Here is a 17,753-nt window from a genome sequence, read left to right on the forward strand (position 1 = left end):
GCTGAATTTTATTGAAATTAATTATTAACTTTTGTTTATCATTTATTAAATTAAATCATTCGTTTTAGTTTAAAATAGGCAAATTTCAATTCGCCTTTTCTTCTAAAAAAGAACTCTACCTCCTTGCCTTCTTTTTTAGATAAAACTTTGTATATTTCGCTGATAGTCAGCTCTTTAACATTCTGATTGTTGATAAAAACCAACTCGTCACCTTCTTGCAAACCAGCTTCGTCGGCAGGCGATTCTGCAATTACTTTATTAATAATATATTGATTAAACTCATCTCCTTTTGCTCGCACATCCAAACCACTCATGTCATGCTCAAAAGACTCTTTCATACGATTTTTTAAAGGTTTCAAAATCATATAACCATCGTGGTAATTGAGTGTCACTACAAATCTTCTAAGCAACTCACAGCCAATACTTCCCTGTCTTTTTTCAACATCAGATGTAAATTTCATGCTGAATGAAAGACTATCAGGAAACGAAGCTAATATATTTTTCATCTCGATAGTGCCCATTCTAATCTTATCTACTCTTCCGATATTTCCATTTATTTCGCCATTTAGTCCTCGTCCAAGATTTGCTCGCATAACTCTATCTGGTAAATGAATTGGTTGATTAACACCAGCGTTGAGCAATAAAGCATGTCCTGCACCTGTATCAATTACTAATCTCATTGGTATAACTTTTTCTTTACTCACCATCGCAATTGCATCAGTATAAGGTTTCGATTGCGTCAGAACGATAGGATATTGTGTACCCATTGATTTTTTGTATTTGAATTTCATAGGGTCTGTTAAAGTGAGCATTTTATTTTCAAAATCAATCGTTACAACAAAATTGCTGAAAATATCATGTCCAAAAATACCATGAATAGGCACACCCAAAAACTCTGAAAGTTTCAGTACATCTTCGTCCAAAACAACCAAGTTTTGTTTATTGGCTACTATATCACCGATTTTAATAGAATGCCCAATCGATACATTTGCCATGAGGGCCTCACCTTCGCCCGCACCTGAAATTTTTACTCGTCGAACGTAATTTACACCCAATGTCAAGGCTCTTTTTGAGTCAGTAATAATAGTAGAACCAACGCCCGTGTCTAATATAAAACGAAGGGTATCGGAGTCGTCGAGAGTTGCTTTTACAACAATAAGATTGGCGTGGAGGTCGAATGAGAATTTAGCAGACCTTTGGTTTTTGCCTTTGAAGTGATAACCATAGCGGTCATCTTTTTTTCTGTCTTTTTGGGCAAAAGCCAATTGGCTGATTACCAATAAGATAGCTATTAAATGGAGTTGAGTAAACTTTTCCATAGCTATATTTTATGTAACACAAATAATATACTATAATTCCTATGAAAAATATTACTTTTCCATTATTAATAACACAAATTTATATAAAATAGTTTGCTTGTTTTATACTTATTTTGATTTATTTTTCATGAAAAAAGGTCTTCAAAAACTTAATTTTGAAAACCTTTTTTGGAGCATTCAGTCTATTGACTATTATAGATGTGTAATTTGGTAAAATAAAAGCATACTTTTGTGATTCATTTTTAAATTTTTTAATCAATGACAATTCTGCTTACAGGAGCAACTGGGGGCTTGGGTTATCGAACTTTGGAGCAACTCATTACAAATGTTCAAATAAAAAGAATTGTTGCAACTGGAAGAATTATTAAACCAACGCATTTTGTGGAACATAGCAAAGTAAGCTATGAACTTGGCGATTTGGAAGATGATAACTTTGTATCAAAATTGGTCGAACAAGTTGATTGTATTGTTCATGCGGCGGCACTTTCTTCGCCCTGGGGAAAGTATTCGGAGTTTGAAAAGGCCAATTTGTTTAGCATAAGAAACCTCATAAACTCCGCTAAAAAACAAAATATCAAGCGTTTTGTGTATGTTTCAACACCAAGTTTATATTTTAATGGAAATGATAGATTTGATGTAAGAGAATCTGACGAACTGCCAAAAAAGTTTGTAAATGCTTATTCAAAAACAAAATACGAAGCTGAAATTGAATTAGAAAAATCAGGAATTTCGTATATTATTTTACGGCCACGGGCATTGATTGGAAGAGGCGACACGATTATTATGCCTCGAATAATTAGGGCTTTTCAAGAAGGAAAATTAAAAATAATCGGCGATGGTAATAATGTAGTAGATTTGACTTCATTGGCCAATGTTGCAGATTCCATCGAATTGTCGTTATTTGTTGGTACTGAAGGAATAAATCAAACATATAACATCACAAATGGTAAGCCTGTTAAACTTTGGGCGACGATTGGTAAAGTCCTTTCGCTTTTGGGACATGAGATGAACAAACAAAAAATAGCCTATCCTATAGTAAAAATGGTTTCCCAACTAATGGAATTAAAAGCGAAGTTGACAAATGAGCGAGAACCCGCTTTAACAACTTACGGAGTGGGGATATTAGCAAAATCTATGACGATGGATATTTCAAAAGCAAAAACCCTTTTAGGTTATACCCCCAAAGTATCAACAGATGGAGCGATTATAGAATTTGTAAACTGGTATAAGCGTGTTAATAGTCGATAGAGCACGGTAAAAAATTTATATCACTGATGAAGGAAGTTAAATTATATCTTGGTTATGCTGGTTTTTGCAAAGCAAAAGAGAGTCATACGATAAAAGGTGGAGCAAATAAAGAAATAAAATTTCAAGCTTTATTCGGACTTATCCAGCATCCACAACAGGGTTGGATATTATATGATACGGGTTATACGACAAGGTTTTATGAATTCACAAAAAATTATCCTAATAAAATTTACGCCAATCTTACCAAGGTATTTGTTACTAAAGAAGATGAAATAAAAGCTCAATTGAAGCATTTTAATTTAGAACCATCAGCAATAAAGCATATCATTATTACACATTTTCACGCTGACCATGTAGGTGGTTTAAAAGACTTTGATGAGGCGACATTTTATTGTTCAAAAGCAGCCTATAAACAATTGAAAGAAATAAGTTCGTTTTGGGGCTTTAGCAAAGCGATTTTGAAAGACCTTATTCCCGAAAACTTTGAAGAAAGACTGAAAATAATAGAAGCGTTTTCAACATCTGTGAATGATGAAATTTTTGGCAAAAAACATGATTTATTTGGTGATGATTCTTTAAATATTTATGATTTACCTGGACACGCCGCTGGACAAATTGGCGTAGAACTAAAAACTGCGAAGCAAAAGTATTTTCTGATTGCAGATGCTTGTTGGAACAAAAAATCCTACATTGATTTGCTACTTCCACCATCAATTGTGCGATTATTTTTTGATTCTTGGCAAAATTTCAAAGATAGCCTTCGGAAAGTAAACAAATTTTACAAAAAGTTTCCTGAAGTTATTATTGTTCCAACGCATTGTTCAGCAACAACTTCCACCTTGATTTCAAATAATTACGACATCAATGCTCTTTAAATTATCCATTTTATATTATTTAATAGAAATAAAACTATCGAAGTGGCTATATATCCACAACATTCGTTTTAGGAGAAATGAGATAATCAAAAAAATGATTCGGCATTGTTCCCACTCTTTATTTTATAAACCTTTTGCACAAAACAAACGTAATTTCGAGAGCTTTCCAGTCATTAATAAGTCTATTTTTATGGCTAATTTTGATGCAATCAATACTGTAAATATCAAACTTGAAGAGGCTTTTGAAGTTGCCATAAAATCGGAAGAAAGTCGAAATTTTTCGCCAACAATTTCAGGTATAACCATTGGTTTATCTTCAGGTACGAGTGGAAATCGAGGTGTGTTTTTGGCAAGCGAAAAAGAAAGAGCTTATTGGGTGGCTTTGATTTTAGATAGAGTGCTTGGATTTTCATTAAAAAAAAGAAGCATTGCTTTCTTTCTAAGAGCCAACAGCAATCTTTATGATTCGGTAAAATCGAAATTACTTTTGTTTCATTTTTTTGATTTGCTCAATCCTTTAAATGAACATATCAAACGCTTAAATGCCTTAAAACCAAACATTTTAGTAGCTCAACCGAGTATGTTGATAGAGTTGGCAAATGCGATTGAAGCAAACAAATTAGACATAAAACCAACGAAAGTAATTTCGGTAGCAGAAGTTTTAACGCATGAAGATAATCAGTATTTAGCAAGAATTTTTAAACAAACGATTCACCAAGTTTATCAATGTACCGAAGGTTTTTTGGCAAGTTCTTGTGAAAATGGCACACTTCATTTTAATGAAGATTTTCTGATAATTGAAAAAAAATACATTGATAATGAACAAAAGAGATTTCATCCAATTATTACTGACTTGAGGCGACAATCTCAACCGATGATTAGGTATGAACTAAATGACATTATTCAGGAAAAAAAAATTTGCTCGTGTGGTAGTAAGTTTTTGGCCATTGAAGCCATTGAAGGACGCTCGGATGATATTTTAGTATTTAACAATGCTGAAAATGAGGAAATTAAGATTTTTCCTGATTTTTTTAGACGTGCAATTATATTAGCGGATAGTGAAATAAGTGACTATGCTTTAATTCAAACTGAACCAAAACATTTGCTTCTTTATATCAAAAGTCAGCATGAAAACTCCTACAAATTAGCCTACGATGCCATACAAAATTTGCTCAAACAAAACGATGTTTTAAACGTAGAAATAACTCAATCAAATCACAATCATACTATTAAAGGTAATAAACTTAGAAGAATAAAGAATGATGTCAGGAAAGTCAATTAAAATAGTAGGTTTTGGGAAATACCTTCCACAAGAAGTATTATCTGCCGATTTAGAACTTAAATATGGTCTTCCTTTAGGTTGGTCTGAGAAATATTCTGGTGTTAAGTCGCGTCATCATATCACATTTGAGTCGATAGGTTATATGGGGGCTCAAGCTATTGAAAAAGCTTTAGAGAAATGCCAAATGAAGTTAGAAAACATTGATTTGCTCATTTCGGCGAGTGCTGGTTTTGATTATCCATTGCCAAGTCAATCAAGTATCATTAAGAGCGAACTCAAAGATGGTATGTCGGTGAATATTCCTGCTTTAGATGTAGATTCAAGTTGTTTAAGTTTTGTGAGTGCTTTTGAAATCGCTTCAAGTTTGCTTGATGGGAAAAAGTACAAGAATATTGTCATTGTTAGTAGCGAAATTGCCTCAACTGGACTAAATCCAAGCAATTGGGAAACCTTAACGCTTTTTGGAGATGGAGCGGTAGCAGCAATTTTACAATTCGACCCTGATTCAGATTCGGCTTATATCAAAGGTAATATGCGAACATATTCAGAGGGTGTTTATGATTCTACTTTTAAAGGGGGAGGCATGAAATTGTTTTTTAAAGACAATCCTTATGACCCCGAGCTGCATTCATTTGCCATGAATGGTCGAAAACTCTTGCGTTTGGCTAAAAATAAATTACCCGAATTTATTGACGATTTCTTCAAAGATTTACCTATTTCAATGGAAGAAGCAGATACCATTATACCGCACCAAGCCTCCAAATTGGGCGTTTCGATTCTGTCAAGTTTATATCGTTTGAAAGAAAACCAAGTGCAGAGTAATCTTTCAACTTATGGCAATTGTATTGCTGCATCTATTCCGCTTATTTTTCATGATGCAGTTGAGTCGGGAGCTATCAAAAGAGGAGATATTTGTTTCATCATTGGTACGGCGGCAGGCTTTTCGATTGGAGGGCTTTTATTGAAATTCTAATTCTTTTCGAAATAAATTTCATTGCCGTCAGCTAAAGCAGACTGGAATGAAACCACAAAAATTGTTTTTTTGAACCTAAACCTATTTCTACAAAATATACAAAAGAATGTTTGATAAAATCGGTGGATTAATAAAATATTGGCATGTAATAGCTTTGTCAGACGAGCTAAAAAAAGGCAAATCATTCAAACGAAACCTTTACCAAATTCCATTATTGCTATGGCGTGATGAGGATTTGAAGGTGCATGCTTTATTGGATATTTGTGTACATCGAAAAGCACCCTTAGAAGTGTGTGATTTCAAGAAAAATCATGTTTTATGTCAATATCATGGCTGGAAATATAATGGAGAAGGAAGCCTAATTGATATTCCAAGTTCACAACATTTGGTTCAAAAAATGAAATGTAAGGTTGATTCATATTCAATAATCGAACAAAATGGTTTCATTTGGATATATTTAGCTACTGAAAATGAAAAAAACAACCTTCCCGAACCATTGACAGAAGTTGCTGGTAAAGACTGGAAACATTACCAAACTTCGATGATTTTCGAGACAAATGAAGAACTTTTGGTCGAAAATTTTATGGATGCCACGCATACGCCAATGGTGCATAACAAACTGATTAGAGACAATGATAAAAAAGTAAAGCACACAATCACGATTTTGCAAACCCATGAAACCGTCCATGTTTCTTATGCCGAAACCAAAGAAAAAATTGGTTTAGGGCTTGATTGGATATTGGGAAAAAATCTTACGATTTCGCATACAGATGAATTTTTATTGCCAAACTTGGTGAGAGTAAACTATTATATCAATAAAATTCATCGTTTTCAGGCATTTATTGCTTGTACGCCCTTAAAAGATGGGAAAACTATTGCTTTTGTAAGACTTTCGTTTCAATTCAAATGGTTCAATTATTTGATAAAAATGGTCATTCCTTTTTTAGCCAAAAAAGTATTGAAACAAGATTTTATTATTACGCAAAAGCAATTTGTCAATCAACAAATATTTAAGGCAAAATCTGATAATAACATTGATTATGATGCCATGCACAATAAAGTAAAAAAAATAAGAAATAATAAAATTAATAATGTGGCATCACGTGAAGAATCAACTACTCAAAAAATTGGTTTGACTTTGTGATTCGTCCACAGTTTTCAGGGGTGTAGGACAAGTTTTCAGTCAACAAACCACAGATTTCATTTTTTTACAGGTTTTAAATCATAAATTAAAAAACTACTTTTGACAAACTCATTTTTTGAAAAAATAAATTATTCTGCTTGTAACGAAGACAGTGAATCAGAAAGAAAAGCCTTGCGTTTGACTAAGGAAGATACCATTCTTTGCATTACAGGCAGTGGTGCAAGGCCACTTGATTTACTCATTGATAGTCCAAAAAAAATAATTAGCATTGATTTTAATGCTACACAAAATTATCTTTTAGCCTTAAAAATTGCCGCCTACAAATCTTTAAATTATTCAGAATTCAAATCTTTTATTGGTTTAGATACAAAATTTTCACGACAAGAAATATATAAGAAAGTAGCAAACTTGCTTTCTTTAGAGGTCAAAACATATTGGGATAAGCACTTTAATCTGATTGAAAATGGACTTCTCTATTGCGGAACTTGGGAGTTAATTCTAAGAACAATGGTAAAATGGGCGTTTTTCAGAAGAAAAGAAATTAAAAATTTGATGGAATCTCGTACAGTAGAAATTCAGCAAGTTTATTGGACAAAATATTGGAATAATTCTTTGTGGAGATTCTTTTTAAAAACCATTTCTAATCGATTTTTATGGACGAAAATTATTAGAGAACCTGGGGCTTTGCTGATTCCAAAAGAATTTGATGTATATGATTATATGAGTTCCCGTATGAACTATTTGGCAAATAACCATTTATTAAGAACTAATCATTTTGCCAACCTTTTATTTTATGGCGAATACAAACCTGATTGTCTCTTACCAATTCATCTCCGAGAAGAGAATTTTGAAATCATTAAAAATCAAGTTGATAAAATCGAAATCGTAACAGATTCGTTGTTGAATGTGCTTGATAATAAAAAACTTGTGGGTTCAGTAAGTGCTTATTCACTATCAGATTTTTCATCCTATGCTAATGCTGAAATGTACAATGAAATTTGGTATAAAATTGTGAAGAATGCAACGCATGAAACAAAGTTTTGCGAGCGTTTCTTCTTGGTAAAAAGAGAGCCTGAAAAACTTAACAAGTTGATTGAAAGAGATTATGTATTAGAAAAGCAACTATGTGACGAAGACCTTTCTGCCATTTATACTTTTTGTGTGGGGAGAATAAAATAACTTTCTAAAGTCAATTTATATACAAAAGCCTTCAAAAACTTAATTTTGAAGGCTTTTTTGTGTCCTCGAAGGGAGTCGAACCCATATCGTCAGAACCGGAATCTAACATTCTATCCATTGAAATACGAGGACATTGTTCGACAAAGTTACAAAAATTTTCTTCACTGTTTTAAACCTTTTCTATTCTTCTACATCAAAGAAACATAAAACGCTGAAAACTATTAAACTTAAAAACAAATTACAGCTATGAAAACTACCATTAAATTACTCGGATTTGCTCTTGCCTTAACAGCCTTATCAACACTTAACACCAACGCACAATATCGCCGTGACCGTGCCGAAGACCGTCGTGATCGCAAAGAAGATGTGCGTGACAAAAAAGAAGACCATAAAGACAAAGCTGAAGACCGTCGTGACCGTGCTGAAGATGTTCGTGACCGAAAAGAGGATATCAGAGATGCCCGACATAATGGTGGACGAAAAGACCGTCTGGAAGATATTCGAGATGCAAGAGAGGATGTTAGAGATGCAAAAGAAGATGTTAAGGACAGAAAAGAAGACCGTAAAGACAAAGCTGAAGATGTGCGTGATCGTAAAGAAGACCGCCGAGACCGCCGCAGAGGTACGTGGTAAAATGATTTGTTTTAAGGGTTTGAAAACGCAAAAAAGACGAGATTTTCTCGTCTTTTTCTTTATAGTTTTGATAATCTTCCATTGCAATAAGTCTATTTTATGCCATAAAAATCTCTTTCAATTCTAATGCTTCTTCGGGTTTCATTCTTCCTGCCAACACAAGTCTTAATTGACGGCGGCGTAACGCTCCTGCATAAAGTTCTTTTTCCACATCGGTTTCAGGTTCAACGGGTGGTACTTCAATTGGTCTGCCAGTTTGGTCAACGGCTACGAAAGTCAAAAATGCTTTGTTTGTATGTATTTTTGTACCAGCAGGAATATTTTCTGCCCATACCTCAACTACTACTTCTAACGACGAATTAAAGGCACGAGTAACTTTTGATTGCAGCGTAACGACACTACCTAAAGGAATAGCTTCTTTGAACGAAACATTATCGACCGAGGCTGTTACTACGATTCTGTTACAGTGCTTTTGAGCTGCAATTGCTCCTGCAATGTCTAATAATCTCATCAAGTTTCCTCCCATCAAATTTCCGAGTGTATTCGTATCATTCGGGAAAATCATTTCGGTCATTACAGTGAACGATTCTTGGGCTTTCTTTGGTTTTTGCATATTATATGTTGATGGTCGATAATTATTTTATTTTTTTTAAGCTTTCCAGACAAATAAATAACTCGTTTCCTGCACGGGGTGGAATGGAATTAAAGCACTCTTCAAAAATTTTCAATGTGAAATATGGTTCAAAATAAGATATATATTCAGCTCTTGAACCTCCAAAAGGTGGGCCACCTTCAAAATTACAATCGAATAATAATCCGACTAATTTACCTTTGGGGTTTAATAATTCAGACATTTTTTCGGCATAAATTTTTCGTAAATTAGGGTCAATTGCACAAAAAAACGTTTGTTCAATTACCAAATCATAGCTTCCCGAATGTTCAAAAAAATCTTGATGAATAACTCGAATACTGCCTTTTTCTATGTGAAATCTTAACTTTTCCTGTAAAATATTGACCAATATTCCCGAAATATCAATCAAAGTAATATTTGTAAAACCTTGTTGCAATAAATATTCGGCTTCGTGGGCATTGCCACAACCTGGTATCAAAATCGTGCTATTTTTATTGGTCAGTTGGTCAAAATATTCCTTTAGAGCAGGGGCTGCTTGACCAATATCCCAACGAGTTTGTTGATTTTCGTAACGCTGACTCCAATATTGGTCGTTGAGCATGAGTTTTGATTTTTTCTACAAAACAACTAAATCTTTTGAAGAAAACTATCAGATTAAGCGGGGATAATTAAAAAGAACGCTTGAAGGTTGGTAAAAAATGATAGAAATTTCTTCATAAATCCATTACAAACTGTATTTGGAATATAACTAAGAAAATCGTAATTTTGCACCCTTGTTAGAAATTTCCTATAAAATAGGCTTTCTTCAAATATTTTAGAAAACACTTTTTACAAATAAAAAAATGAATATCACAGCAGCAGATGTAAATAAACTCCGTCAAATGACAGGAGCTGGAATGATGGACTGTAAAAAAGCCTTGACAGAAGCTGAAGGCGATTTTGATAAAGCAGTTGAAGTTCTCCGTAAATCAGGCCAAAAAGTTGCAGCAAAACGTGCTGATAACGAAACTAAAGAAGGTTTAGTTTTAATAAACGTAAGCGATAACGGTAAAACTGCAAAAATTTTAGCTCTTGCTTGCGAAACTGAGCCAGTTTCTAAAGTAGAGGTATTTCGTACATTAGCAGAAGCTGTTTTGCAAGCAGGCGTAAAGCACGACGCTAAAGACAAAGAAACTTTGTTGGCTTTAACAATGGAAGATGGTCGCACGGTAGAAGAAAATATTCTTGACTTGGTTGGTAAAATCGGTGAAAAAATCGTTATTACCGAATATAACCACGTAGAAGCTGAGCAAGTTGTTGGATACAACCACTCAACAGGTAAATTGGGAGTTTTGGTTGCTTTCGATAGCACTGAAGGCAATGATGTAAGCGAAGTTGGTAAAGACATTGCAATGCAAATCGCCGCCATGAAACCAGTTGGTCTTGATAAAGACGATGTAGATCCAGCAATCGTTCAAAAAGAAATCGAAATCGGAATGGAAGTAGCTCGTCAAGAAGGAAAACCAGAAGCGATGTTGGAGAAAATTGCAATGGGTAAATTAGGTAAATTCTACAAAGAATCTACTTTGTTGAACCAAGAATTTGTAAAAGATAACTCTCTGACAATTGCTCAATTATTAGAGAAAACTCAAAAAGGTTTGAAAGTTAGTGCTTTCAAAAGAGTTCAAATCTAATAGTTTTGGACGACCAGACGATAGGTATAAAAAAGTCTCATTTTCACTCGAAAATGAGACTTTTTGTTTGAAATCTGAAGGCTTTTACTAAACTCTCTTCACCCTTGTATTTAGAGCGAAACTAACTCCTGCCGAAAAGCCAACTGTCTGATTTCGCACGGGCAATTGAAATATCGGAACGTCTAAAACCCTCGAAATACCATGTTGGTAACGTCCTTCCATAAAAAACTTGCCATTATTGAACGGTATTTCGTAGCCCAAAGCAACCACTCCACTAAACTCAGCCCTATGAAATAAGCCAGTACCAAGCGAAGTGCGAATCGGAAAAATATTTAAAATACTAATAACAGCTCTCGAACCAAATAAATAACCAACCGAAGGTCCTACCATAATATAAGCATGAACCGCATCGGGGTCGCCCAATTTTATTTTTGCTAAAATCGGCAATTCGAGATGGTTGTTTTTCAAAGAAACTTTGCCTCCAAGTGGAATATTTATTCCTAAAGCATTATCTCCACCAACATCAAAAGATTCTTGAATCGTAAAACCTTTTTGTGTAAAAGCCAATTCGGGTTGAATCGAAAATCGGTCAGAAAGGTTGATTTCTGCAAAAATAGCTCCTGTTGGTGCTGGTAAAAGTTTAAAATCGGGCGTGTATTTTTCAAGTAAAGCAAACTTGGTCATGGTCGAGCCAGTTACTCCACCACGAACACCGACGAAAATTTGGGCAAAAGTTAGGTTTGTAATAAACACTAATGCAAGGGTTTTGAACATTGTTCTCATTTTAGTAAACAGTTTTAGTTAAATTTGTAAAAAAATGAGTAATAATCTCGAATAGGCGATTGTTTATATTTGATAGTCTGGTTTCCTAACCAGTCACGTCGTAAACGAGTTAAGAAATTCGCTGTTACTTTCTTTCAAGATGATATTTAGACGCAGTGCGTTGCACTTTTACTGTTAATGAAAAGTTAATGAATTTACCCGAAAATTTTGTTTCCCAAATGCAGCACATTTTAGGTGCTGAATATTCTGCTTTTGTCGATAATCTTCAAAAAGAAGCACCTACCACAATCAGATTAAATTCCAAAAAAAACCTTCCTGATTCTTCAATATTTCCTGAAAAATTAGCACCCGTTTTATGGAACGATGACGGATTTTATTTGCCTCAACGTCCAAGTTTTACCCTTGACCCTTCGTTTCATGCAGGAGCATATTATGTGCAGGAAGCCTCTTCGATGTTTGTGGCAGAAGCCATCAAGCAAACGGTTGATTTGACTAAACCATTGAAAATTATGGATTTATGTGCTGCTCCTGGTGGCAAAAGTACGCTTTTGGCATCCTTGCTTAATAACAAAAGCTTGTTGGTTGCCAATGAAGTAATCAAAAGTAGGGTAGGGGCTTTGAAAGAAAATTTAGAAAAATGGGGCTATCCAAACTATTTGGTGAGCAACCACGACCCCGAAGAAATGATTGATTTGGAAGGTTTTTTTGATGTGGTTCTGACCGATGCCCCATGTTCGGGTGAAGGTCTTTTCAGAAAAGACCCAAAAGCAAGCAAAGAATGGTCAGAAAATAGTGTACAGCTTTGTTCGGCCCGACAAAAACGGATTTTGCAAGCAGCCACAATGCTTGTTGCTCCGAATGGTTATTTGTGCTATTCGACCTGTACTTATAATGAAAAAGAAAACGAACAAAATGCTCGATGGCTTATACAAACGACTGATTTTGAGGAAGTTAAGTTAAATATTCCAGCCGAATGGGGTATTGTAGAGAAGGAGTTTGGTTATCAATTTTTTCCGCACAAAGTACAAGGTGAGGGCTTTTATTTAGCAATTTTTAGGAAAACAAGAGGCGATAAACAAGAAGCACGAGGAAAAGTTAAATTTAACCGTGTTTCGCAAAAAAAGGTTGAAATACTGAAAAAATGGTTAAAAGAACCTGCCGATTTTGAGTTTTTTGAAAAACCCGAAGGCCCGATAATAGCAATTCCGGCAAATTTAACTAACGAATATGCTACAATTTTTAGAGTTTTGCAAAAACGCTCATCAGGACTCGAAATTGGTCAATTCAAAGGCGATGATTTTATTCCAAGCCATGATTTAGCATTAAGTACCGCTATCTCGACAAATTTACCCGCCATTGAATTATCAAAAGAAGATGCCTTGAAGTTTTTGAAACGAGAAAACATTGTGGTTGAAAATATGCCAAACGGCTGGTTATTGGCACGTTATAAAGGGTTGAATTTAGGTTTTATGAAAGTAATCGGCGACAGAATTAATAATTATTTGCCTAAAGAATGGCGAATCAGAATGGATATTCCCGGAATGGATATTCCAAAGTAAAGTTTAAAGAATAACATACAACAAAAAACATTTTTGATGGAAAAAACATCAACACAATTGAAAGTTTTTGGTCTAATCGGTTTCCCGCTTGGACATTCGTTTTCAAAGAAATATTTTACTGAAAAATTTGAGAAATTAGGCATTCTCAAAGAAAATATTTACGAACTTTTCGAGTTGTCGGATATTCAGCAGTTTCCTGAATTAATCAAAAATCAACCAAATCTTGGTGGGCTAAATGTAACAATACCGCATAAACAAGCGATTATGCCGTTTTTGGATGGTTTGGATATTTCGGCAGAAAAAGTTGGAGCAGTCAATGTTATAAAAATATCGCCCGATGGCAAGCTAATTGGCTATAACTCAGACTATTACGGTTTCAAAACTTCGTTGGAAAATTATCTTAAAAACGTTAATTTTAGCAATATAAAAGCACTCGTTTTGGGCAACGGCGGAGCAGGGAAAGCGGTAGTAGCAGCCTTGATAGATTTAGGGATTGATTATAAAACTGTTTCCCGAACAAAGTCAGACGAAAATATAAGTTATCATGAAATTACATCGTTAATAGCTGACTATCAGTTGGTTATCAATTGCTCTCCTATTGGAACTTATCCCAAATCAGATCGATGCCCCGACATTCCTTACGAATTATTGACGCCGAATCATTATCTATATGACTTGGTCTATAATCCTTTAGAAACACTTTTTTTGCAGAAAGGAAAAGAGCAGAATACACATACTCACAATGGTTTATTGATGCTTCATTTGCAAGCCGAAAAAGCGTGGGAGATTTGGCATAAGTAATATTTTTTAGAAAAAACAAATGGCAAAGCAACACTTTTGCTTGTAATTTCATCTTGTAGGTAATCATTAAAATTTATACAACCAAACCATCAATTCAAATGAAAAGAAAAGCAAATTCATTGATTTTTTTATTGTCATTTTTTACAATTTCAACATTCGCTGCAAATACTGATTTAGATTACCAATCTGCCAACGTAAAGAGCGAATTTAGTAAAGTAGATAAATTGGAAAAATACCTAAACGAACATCCTGAAGTTACGTTAGAAGAGTTGAAACAAACAAAACCTGAGCTTTTAAAGGGTTTTGACTTGCTTTCTAACACTGATGCCAATTTTGCTCCGACCAAAAATATGCCTTTGGTTGGCGGTTTTTGGTGGGGTTGTTGCCTCGGAGTTGTTGGTTTAGCCTTGGTTTATTTCATCACCGACCATGACAAAGACCAAGTTCGTAAAGCGTTTTTGGGTTGTGTTGTTGCAACAGTTATTTGGGGAATAGGGGGCCTTTGGAACCCATTTGGCTGGTGAGAATGAATAAAAAATAACTTCAACGCCACAAAGTTTTTTGTAACTTTGTGGCGTTTCGTATTATACTTAATTAAAAAAAACTTCTAATGAAATTCAAAAAACACGTATTTATTTGTACAAATGATAAAGATGCTCCTAAAAAATGTTGTGGAAGTGAGCGAGGAATGGCATTAGTTGATGCCTTCAAAGAAGAATTGAAAGACCGTAATTTATTGACTGAAATAAGAGCTCAAAAATCTGGTTGTTTAGATACTTGTGCGTTTGGCCCATCTGTTGTAGTTTATCCAGAAGGAATTTGGTACGGAAATGTACAACCAGCCGACGTAAAAGAAATCGTTGAAAGTCATTTGGTAAATAACCAACCAGTTGAACGTTTACAACAAAAATTTGCTCCCAAAATCTAATGCAATTTGCAAATAAATATAAGCATGACTTACAAGCATTTATTTTTTGACCTTGACCATACACTTTGGGATTTTGAACGAAATTCTGCCGAATGTTTAGCAGATATTTATGAGCAATTTCGATTTAAATCTTTGAATATTAGTAGTTTAGATGCTTTTCAAAGTGAATTTTCAATAGTAAATAAATACTATTGGAGTTTGCTTGAAAGTAATAAAATTACCCACCACGAACTTCGCCAACGAAGGTTTCGAGATACACTCCTTAACCTTGGAGCAGATGTTGATGAAGATTTTGGCTTAGAAATCAATGAATATTTTCTCGGACTTTTGCCAAAAAAAGCACATTTGATAGAAGGTACTGTTGAAGTGTTGGAATATTTGCTACCTAATTATGAGTTACATATTATCAGTAACGGTTGGCAGGATATTCAGGTAAACAAAATGAAAAGTTCAGAAATTCATCATTATTTTGGTGAAATCATTACTAACGAATTGGCTGGCACTCGCAAGCCAGACCGCCGAATTTTTGATTATGCTGTTGAACTTACAAACGCCAATCTTGCCGAAAGTTTAATGATTGGAGATAATTATGAAGCTGATATTTTGGGAGCTATTAGTGCTAATATGAATACAGTTTTTTATAATCCTGATGCAATAACTACTACACAAAAACCTACTTTTGAGATAAAGAAATTAGTCGAATTGATGGAAATTTTGTAATCACTTTATTTAACAACTGATAAGGGATGAAAATTGAATACGAGGCAATTATTCTAAAAAATGAGGAACATTCAGCAGTTTACTGCGAAATCCCTTTTAATGTTTTTGAAAATTTTGGTAAAAAAAGACTAAAAATTAGAGCAACGTTTGATGAAGTAGAATACCGTGGTTTGCTTACACCAATGGGTGGAGAATATGGGCTTTTTATGAACAAAGCGATTCGTGAAAAAGTAGGAAAAACCTTCGGAGAAATAGTGCATATTTCGATAGAAGAAGATACCGAACCACGAACAGTTGAGATTCCCGACGATTTGCTTCTAGCAATGTTGGAAAGTGATGTGAAACCTTTTTTTGATAGCCTTTCTTTTACACATCAAAAAGAATACTTACAATGGATTTTGGACGCAAAAAAAGAAAAAACTCGGCAAAATAGATTAATAAAAGCCATCGAAATGATGCAAAATAAAATAAAAACGAGGTAAAATTAATATTCTTTAGATATTTATATGAAAACTACTGCCCAATATTTACAACAAACTATCGCCCAAGTATTGCCTCTTTTACAACAAATTTCTGACCAAGAAGCAAGTGTTAAGCTTTTGCCTCATAAGTGGTCGAAGAAAGAAATATTAGGACATTTGGTTGATTCGGCTTCAAATAATCAGCAAAAATTTGTAAGAATGATGAAACAACCTCACCTTAATTTTGTTGGTTATGCTCAAGATTTTTGGGTGAGCGAGCAGCATTATAATACTGCTTCTTGGCAAGAATTAGTAAATTTTTGGTCTGCATATAATAATCATATTGCTCATATTATTGAATATGTAAACCCCGATTATTTGCAACATACCATCACGATTGAGGGAAAGGGATTATTTACATTGGAGTTTATTATGAATGATTATGCTGAGCATCTCAAGCACCATTTGAAAGTAATTTTACCAGACATCGGCTTAGAAAGTAAGTTCGAGAATATTTATAGTGCTTGATTATGGTAGCGTGTTTTGAGATACTAGACTAGTTGCAATGGAAAAGCTCAACCTACATTTGGAAATTTGAAAGCCAATGCAACACAGGTAACAATTCAGATTATTGAAAATTGAATTAATTTAACGCATTTTATTTGACTTTTAAAATGTTGTTTTTATACAATTTTTTCGGACAACCAAAGAAATTCTTTTACAAAAAACTCAATTTGCTTTTGGAAAGCTTCGTCTAATAAATTTCCTTCGGCATCAAATTTTTTATCAACCAAAGGTGTAATAAGCATCTGTGGCGATGGAATACCAAATAAAGCCGCTACCAATAACTGCATTTGCTGACTTGCACGCATTCCGCCCATTATTCCTGGCGATGCAGTAGCAATGCCGAAGGGTTTATGGCTTTGCTTCGGGAAGTGGTCGAACAAGTTTTTCATCGCTGGGGAGTAGCTTCCGTTGTATTCGGGAGTAACTAATATGAAAGCATCGGCTGAAAACATTCTCTCGCCTAAATTTTTCCATTCGTCAGGAACTACTTCAATTGATGTCCAAACTTTCTGAATATGAGGTAAAGGGAAATCTCGTATATCAAGCAAATTAATTTTGTGTGTGCTTGTTTCGTTTAAGTATTTCTGTAAAAACTTGGCAACTCTAACCGTTATGCTTTCGTGGCGGGGACTTCCCGAAATAATTTCAATTTTCATATTATTTTTTAAAATTTCATTGGTACATCCATCAATAATACTTCGGCATTGTTGATCGATTTTATTGTTAAAATATCAGTTTCGCTTATTCCTAAGCCATCTCTACGACCTAATTTTTGTCCGTTAATTTCAACTTCTCCTTCCAAAATAAAAGCATAAACGCCATTTCCTTCATTGTGTATTTGGTAACTTATTTCAACATCCTTTTCAAGATTTCCAAGCGAAAACCAGGCATCTTGGTTGATTCCTACGCCGCTGTCATTCGAATCAAGAGGTGAAACAACGGTCTGAAATTTGTTGACTCTATCTGCTGCCAAAAAC

Annotated in this window: 20 protein-coding genes, 1 tRNA gene and 1 pseudogene; 15 read left to right on the plus strand and 7 right to left on the minus strand. The window is 34.4% G+C overall.

Annotated features, from left to right (window positions below):
- Nucleotides 1-50: 50 nt before the first annotated feature.
- Nucleotides 51-1,319 carry an aspartyl protease family protein gene (locus ACH2CJ_RS12550; RefSeq protein WP_394993156.1) on the minus strand — a complete coding sequence of 423 codons (1,269 nt, stop codon included), beginning with the start codon at nucleotides 1,317-1,319 and terminating at the stop codon, nucleotides 51-53.
- 258 nt (nucleotides 1,320-1,577) lie between these two features.
- Between ACH2CJ_RS12550 and ACH2CJ_RS12555 the strand changes: the two genes are divergently transcribed.
- From ACH2CJ_RS12555 to ACH2CJ_RS12580, 6 genes are all read left to right on the plus strand, one after another.
- Complete coding sequence (locus ACH2CJ_RS12555; RefSeq protein WP_394993157.1) at nucleotides 1,578-2,567, plus strand: NAD-dependent epimerase/dehydratase family protein; 990 nt, start codon at nucleotides 1,578-1,580, stop codon at nucleotides 2,565-2,567.
- 26 nt (nucleotides 2,568-2,593) lie between these two features.
- The gene (locus ACH2CJ_RS12560) at nucleotides 2,594-3,442 is read left to right on the plus strand and encodes an MBL fold metallo-hydrolase (protein ID WP_394993158.1); all 849 of its coding nucleotides are present in this window, start codon (nucleotides 2,594-2,596) and stop codon (nucleotides 3,440-3,442) included.
- Entirely contained in the window at nucleotides 3,432-4,724 is a 1,293-nt protein-coding gene (locus tag ACH2CJ_RS12565) for a F390 synthetase-related protein (protein ID WP_394993159.1), read from the plus strand. The genes ACH2CJ_RS12560 and ACH2CJ_RS12565 overlap by 11 nt, the downstream gene beginning before the upstream one ends.
- Nucleotides 4,702-5,697, plus strand: a complete 996-nt coding sequence (locus tag ACH2CJ_RS12570) for a 3-oxoacyl-[acyl-carrier-protein] synthase III C-terminal domain-containing protein (protein ID WP_394993160.1) — start codon at nucleotides 4,702-4,704, stop codon at nucleotides 5,695-5,697. The genes ACH2CJ_RS12565 and ACH2CJ_RS12570 overlap by 23 nt, the downstream gene beginning before the upstream one ends.
- Before the next feature lie 106 nt (nucleotides 5,698-5,803).
- Nucleotides 5,804-6,841, plus strand: coding sequence for a Rieske 2Fe-2S domain-containing protein (locus ACH2CJ_RS12575; RefSeq protein WP_394993161.1), 1,038 nt, complete (start codon nucleotides 5,804-5,806; stop codon nucleotides 6,839-6,841).
- A 99-nt stretch (nucleotides 6,842-6,940) separates the two neighbouring features.
- The gene (locus ACH2CJ_RS12580; protein ID WP_394993162.1) at nucleotides 6,941-8,020 is read left to right on the plus strand and encodes a DUF3419 family protein; all 1,080 of its coding nucleotides are present in this window, start codon (nucleotides 6,941-6,943) and stop codon (nucleotides 8,018-8,020) included.
- A 60-nt stretch (nucleotides 8,021-8,080) separates the two neighbouring features.
- Here the strand turns inward: ACH2CJ_RS12580 and ACH2CJ_RS12585 are convergent.
- A tRNA-Arg gene (locus ACH2CJ_RS12585) sits at nucleotides 8,081-8,152 on the minus strand.
- Nucleotides 8,153-8,266: 114 nt separating this feature from the next.
- Here ACH2CJ_RS12585 and ACH2CJ_RS12590 point away from each other — a divergent pair.
- Nucleotides 8,267-8,653, plus strand: coding sequence for a hypothetical protein (locus ACH2CJ_RS12590; protein WP_394993163.1), 387 nt, complete (start codon nucleotides 8,267-8,269; stop codon nucleotides 8,651-8,653).
- 97 nt (nucleotides 8,654-8,750) lie between these two features.
- Here the strand turns inward: ACH2CJ_RS12590 and ACH2CJ_RS12595 are convergent, their stop codons facing one another.
- Nucleotides 8,751-9,266: an acyl-CoA thioesterase gene (locus ACH2CJ_RS12595; protein WP_394993164.1), complete on the minus strand. Its 516-nt coding sequence runs from the start codon at nucleotides 9,264-9,266 to the stop codon at nucleotides 8,751-8,753.
- Nucleotides 9,267-9,288: 22 nt separating this feature from the next.
- Complete coding sequence (locus tag ACH2CJ_RS12600; RefSeq protein WP_394993165.1) at nucleotides 9,289-9,885, minus strand: methyltransferase; 597 nt, start codon at nucleotides 9,883-9,885, stop codon at nucleotides 9,289-9,291.
- A gap of 241 nt (nucleotides 9,886-10,126) precedes the next feature.
- On the opposite strand from ACH2CJ_RS12600, the gene tsf reads away from it, so the two are divergent.
- Nucleotides 10,127-10,957, plus strand: coding sequence for a translation elongation factor Ts (gene tsf, locus ACH2CJ_RS12605; protein ID WP_394993166.1), 831 nt, complete (start codon nucleotides 10,127-10,129; stop codon nucleotides 10,955-10,957).
- An 87-nt stretch (nucleotides 10,958-11,044) separates the two neighbouring features.
- Here the strand turns inward: tsf and ACH2CJ_RS12610 are convergent, their stop codons facing one another.
- The gene (locus tag ACH2CJ_RS12610) at nucleotides 11,045-11,731 is read right to left on the minus strand and encodes a porin family protein (protein WP_394993167.1); all 687 of its coding nucleotides are present in this window, start codon (nucleotides 11,729-11,731) and stop codon (nucleotides 11,045-11,047) included.
- Nucleotides 11,732-11,928: 197 nt separating this feature from the next.
- Between ACH2CJ_RS12610 and ACH2CJ_RS12615 the strand changes: the two genes are divergently transcribed.
- From ACH2CJ_RS12615 to ACH2CJ_RS12645, 7 genes are all read left to right on the plus strand, one after another.
- Complete coding sequence (locus tag ACH2CJ_RS12615) at nucleotides 11,929-13,299, plus strand: RNA methyltransferase (RefSeq protein WP_394993168.1); 1,371 nt, start codon at nucleotides 11,929-11,931, stop codon at nucleotides 13,297-13,299.
- A gap of 57 nt (nucleotides 13,300-13,356) precedes the next feature.
- Complete coding sequence (locus ACH2CJ_RS12620; RefSeq protein WP_394993175.1) at nucleotides 13,357-14,100, plus strand: shikimate dehydrogenase family protein; 744 nt, start codon at nucleotides 13,357-13,359, stop codon at nucleotides 14,098-14,100.
- 98 nt (nucleotides 14,101-14,198) lie between these two features.
- Complete coding sequence (locus tag ACH2CJ_RS12625) at nucleotides 14,199-14,624, plus strand: hypothetical protein (RefSeq protein WP_394993169.1); 426 nt, start codon at nucleotides 14,199-14,201, stop codon at nucleotides 14,622-14,624.
- Nucleotides 14,625-14,710: 86 nt separating this feature from the next.
- A complete protein-coding gene (locus tag ACH2CJ_RS12630) occupies nucleotides 14,711-15,028 on the plus strand; it encodes a (2Fe-2S) ferredoxin domain-containing protein (RefSeq protein ID WP_394993170.1) in 318 nt (105 codons plus the stop codon).
- A 24-nt stretch (nucleotides 15,029-15,052) separates the two neighbouring features.
- The gene (locus ACH2CJ_RS12635) at nucleotides 15,053-15,748 is read left to right on the plus strand and encodes a YjjG family noncanonical pyrimidine nucleotidase (protein WP_394993171.1); all 696 of its coding nucleotides are present in this window, start codon (nucleotides 15,053-15,055) and stop codon (nucleotides 15,746-15,748) included.
- 26 nt (nucleotides 15,749-15,774) lie between these two features.
- Nucleotides 15,775-16,230 (plus strand): YdeI/OmpD-associated family protein, encoded by a 456-nt coding sequence (locus ACH2CJ_RS12640; RefSeq protein WP_394993172.1) that lies wholly within the window; start codon nucleotides 15,775-15,777, stop codon nucleotides 16,228-16,230.
- A gap of 24 nt (nucleotides 16,231-16,254) precedes the next feature.
- On the plus strand, nucleotides 16,255-16,737 hold the full coding sequence (locus ACH2CJ_RS12645; RefSeq protein WP_394993173.1) for a DinB family protein: 483 nt from the start codon (nucleotides 16,255-16,257) through the stop codon (nucleotides 16,735-16,737).
- A gap of 155 nt (nucleotides 16,738-16,892) precedes the next feature.
- Here ACH2CJ_RS12645 and ACH2CJ_RS12650 read toward each other — a convergent pair whose 3' ends face one another.
- Together ACH2CJ_RS12650 and ACH2CJ_RS12655 are read right to left on the minus strand one after the other, a co-directional pair.
- Entirely contained in the window at nucleotides 16,893-17,432 is a 540-nt protein-coding gene (locus tag ACH2CJ_RS12650) for an NADPH-dependent FMN reductase (protein ID WP_394993174.1), read from the minus strand.
- 8 nt (nucleotides 17,433-17,440) lie between these two features.
- Nucleotides 17,441-17,753, minus strand: a pseudogene (locus ACH2CJ_RS12655) (pirin family protein); the annotation flags it as partial.

Source organism: Emticicia sp., from assembly GCF_043780375.1.
Lineage (GTDB): Bacteria > Bacteroidota > Bacteroidia > Cytophagales > Spirosomataceae > Emticicia.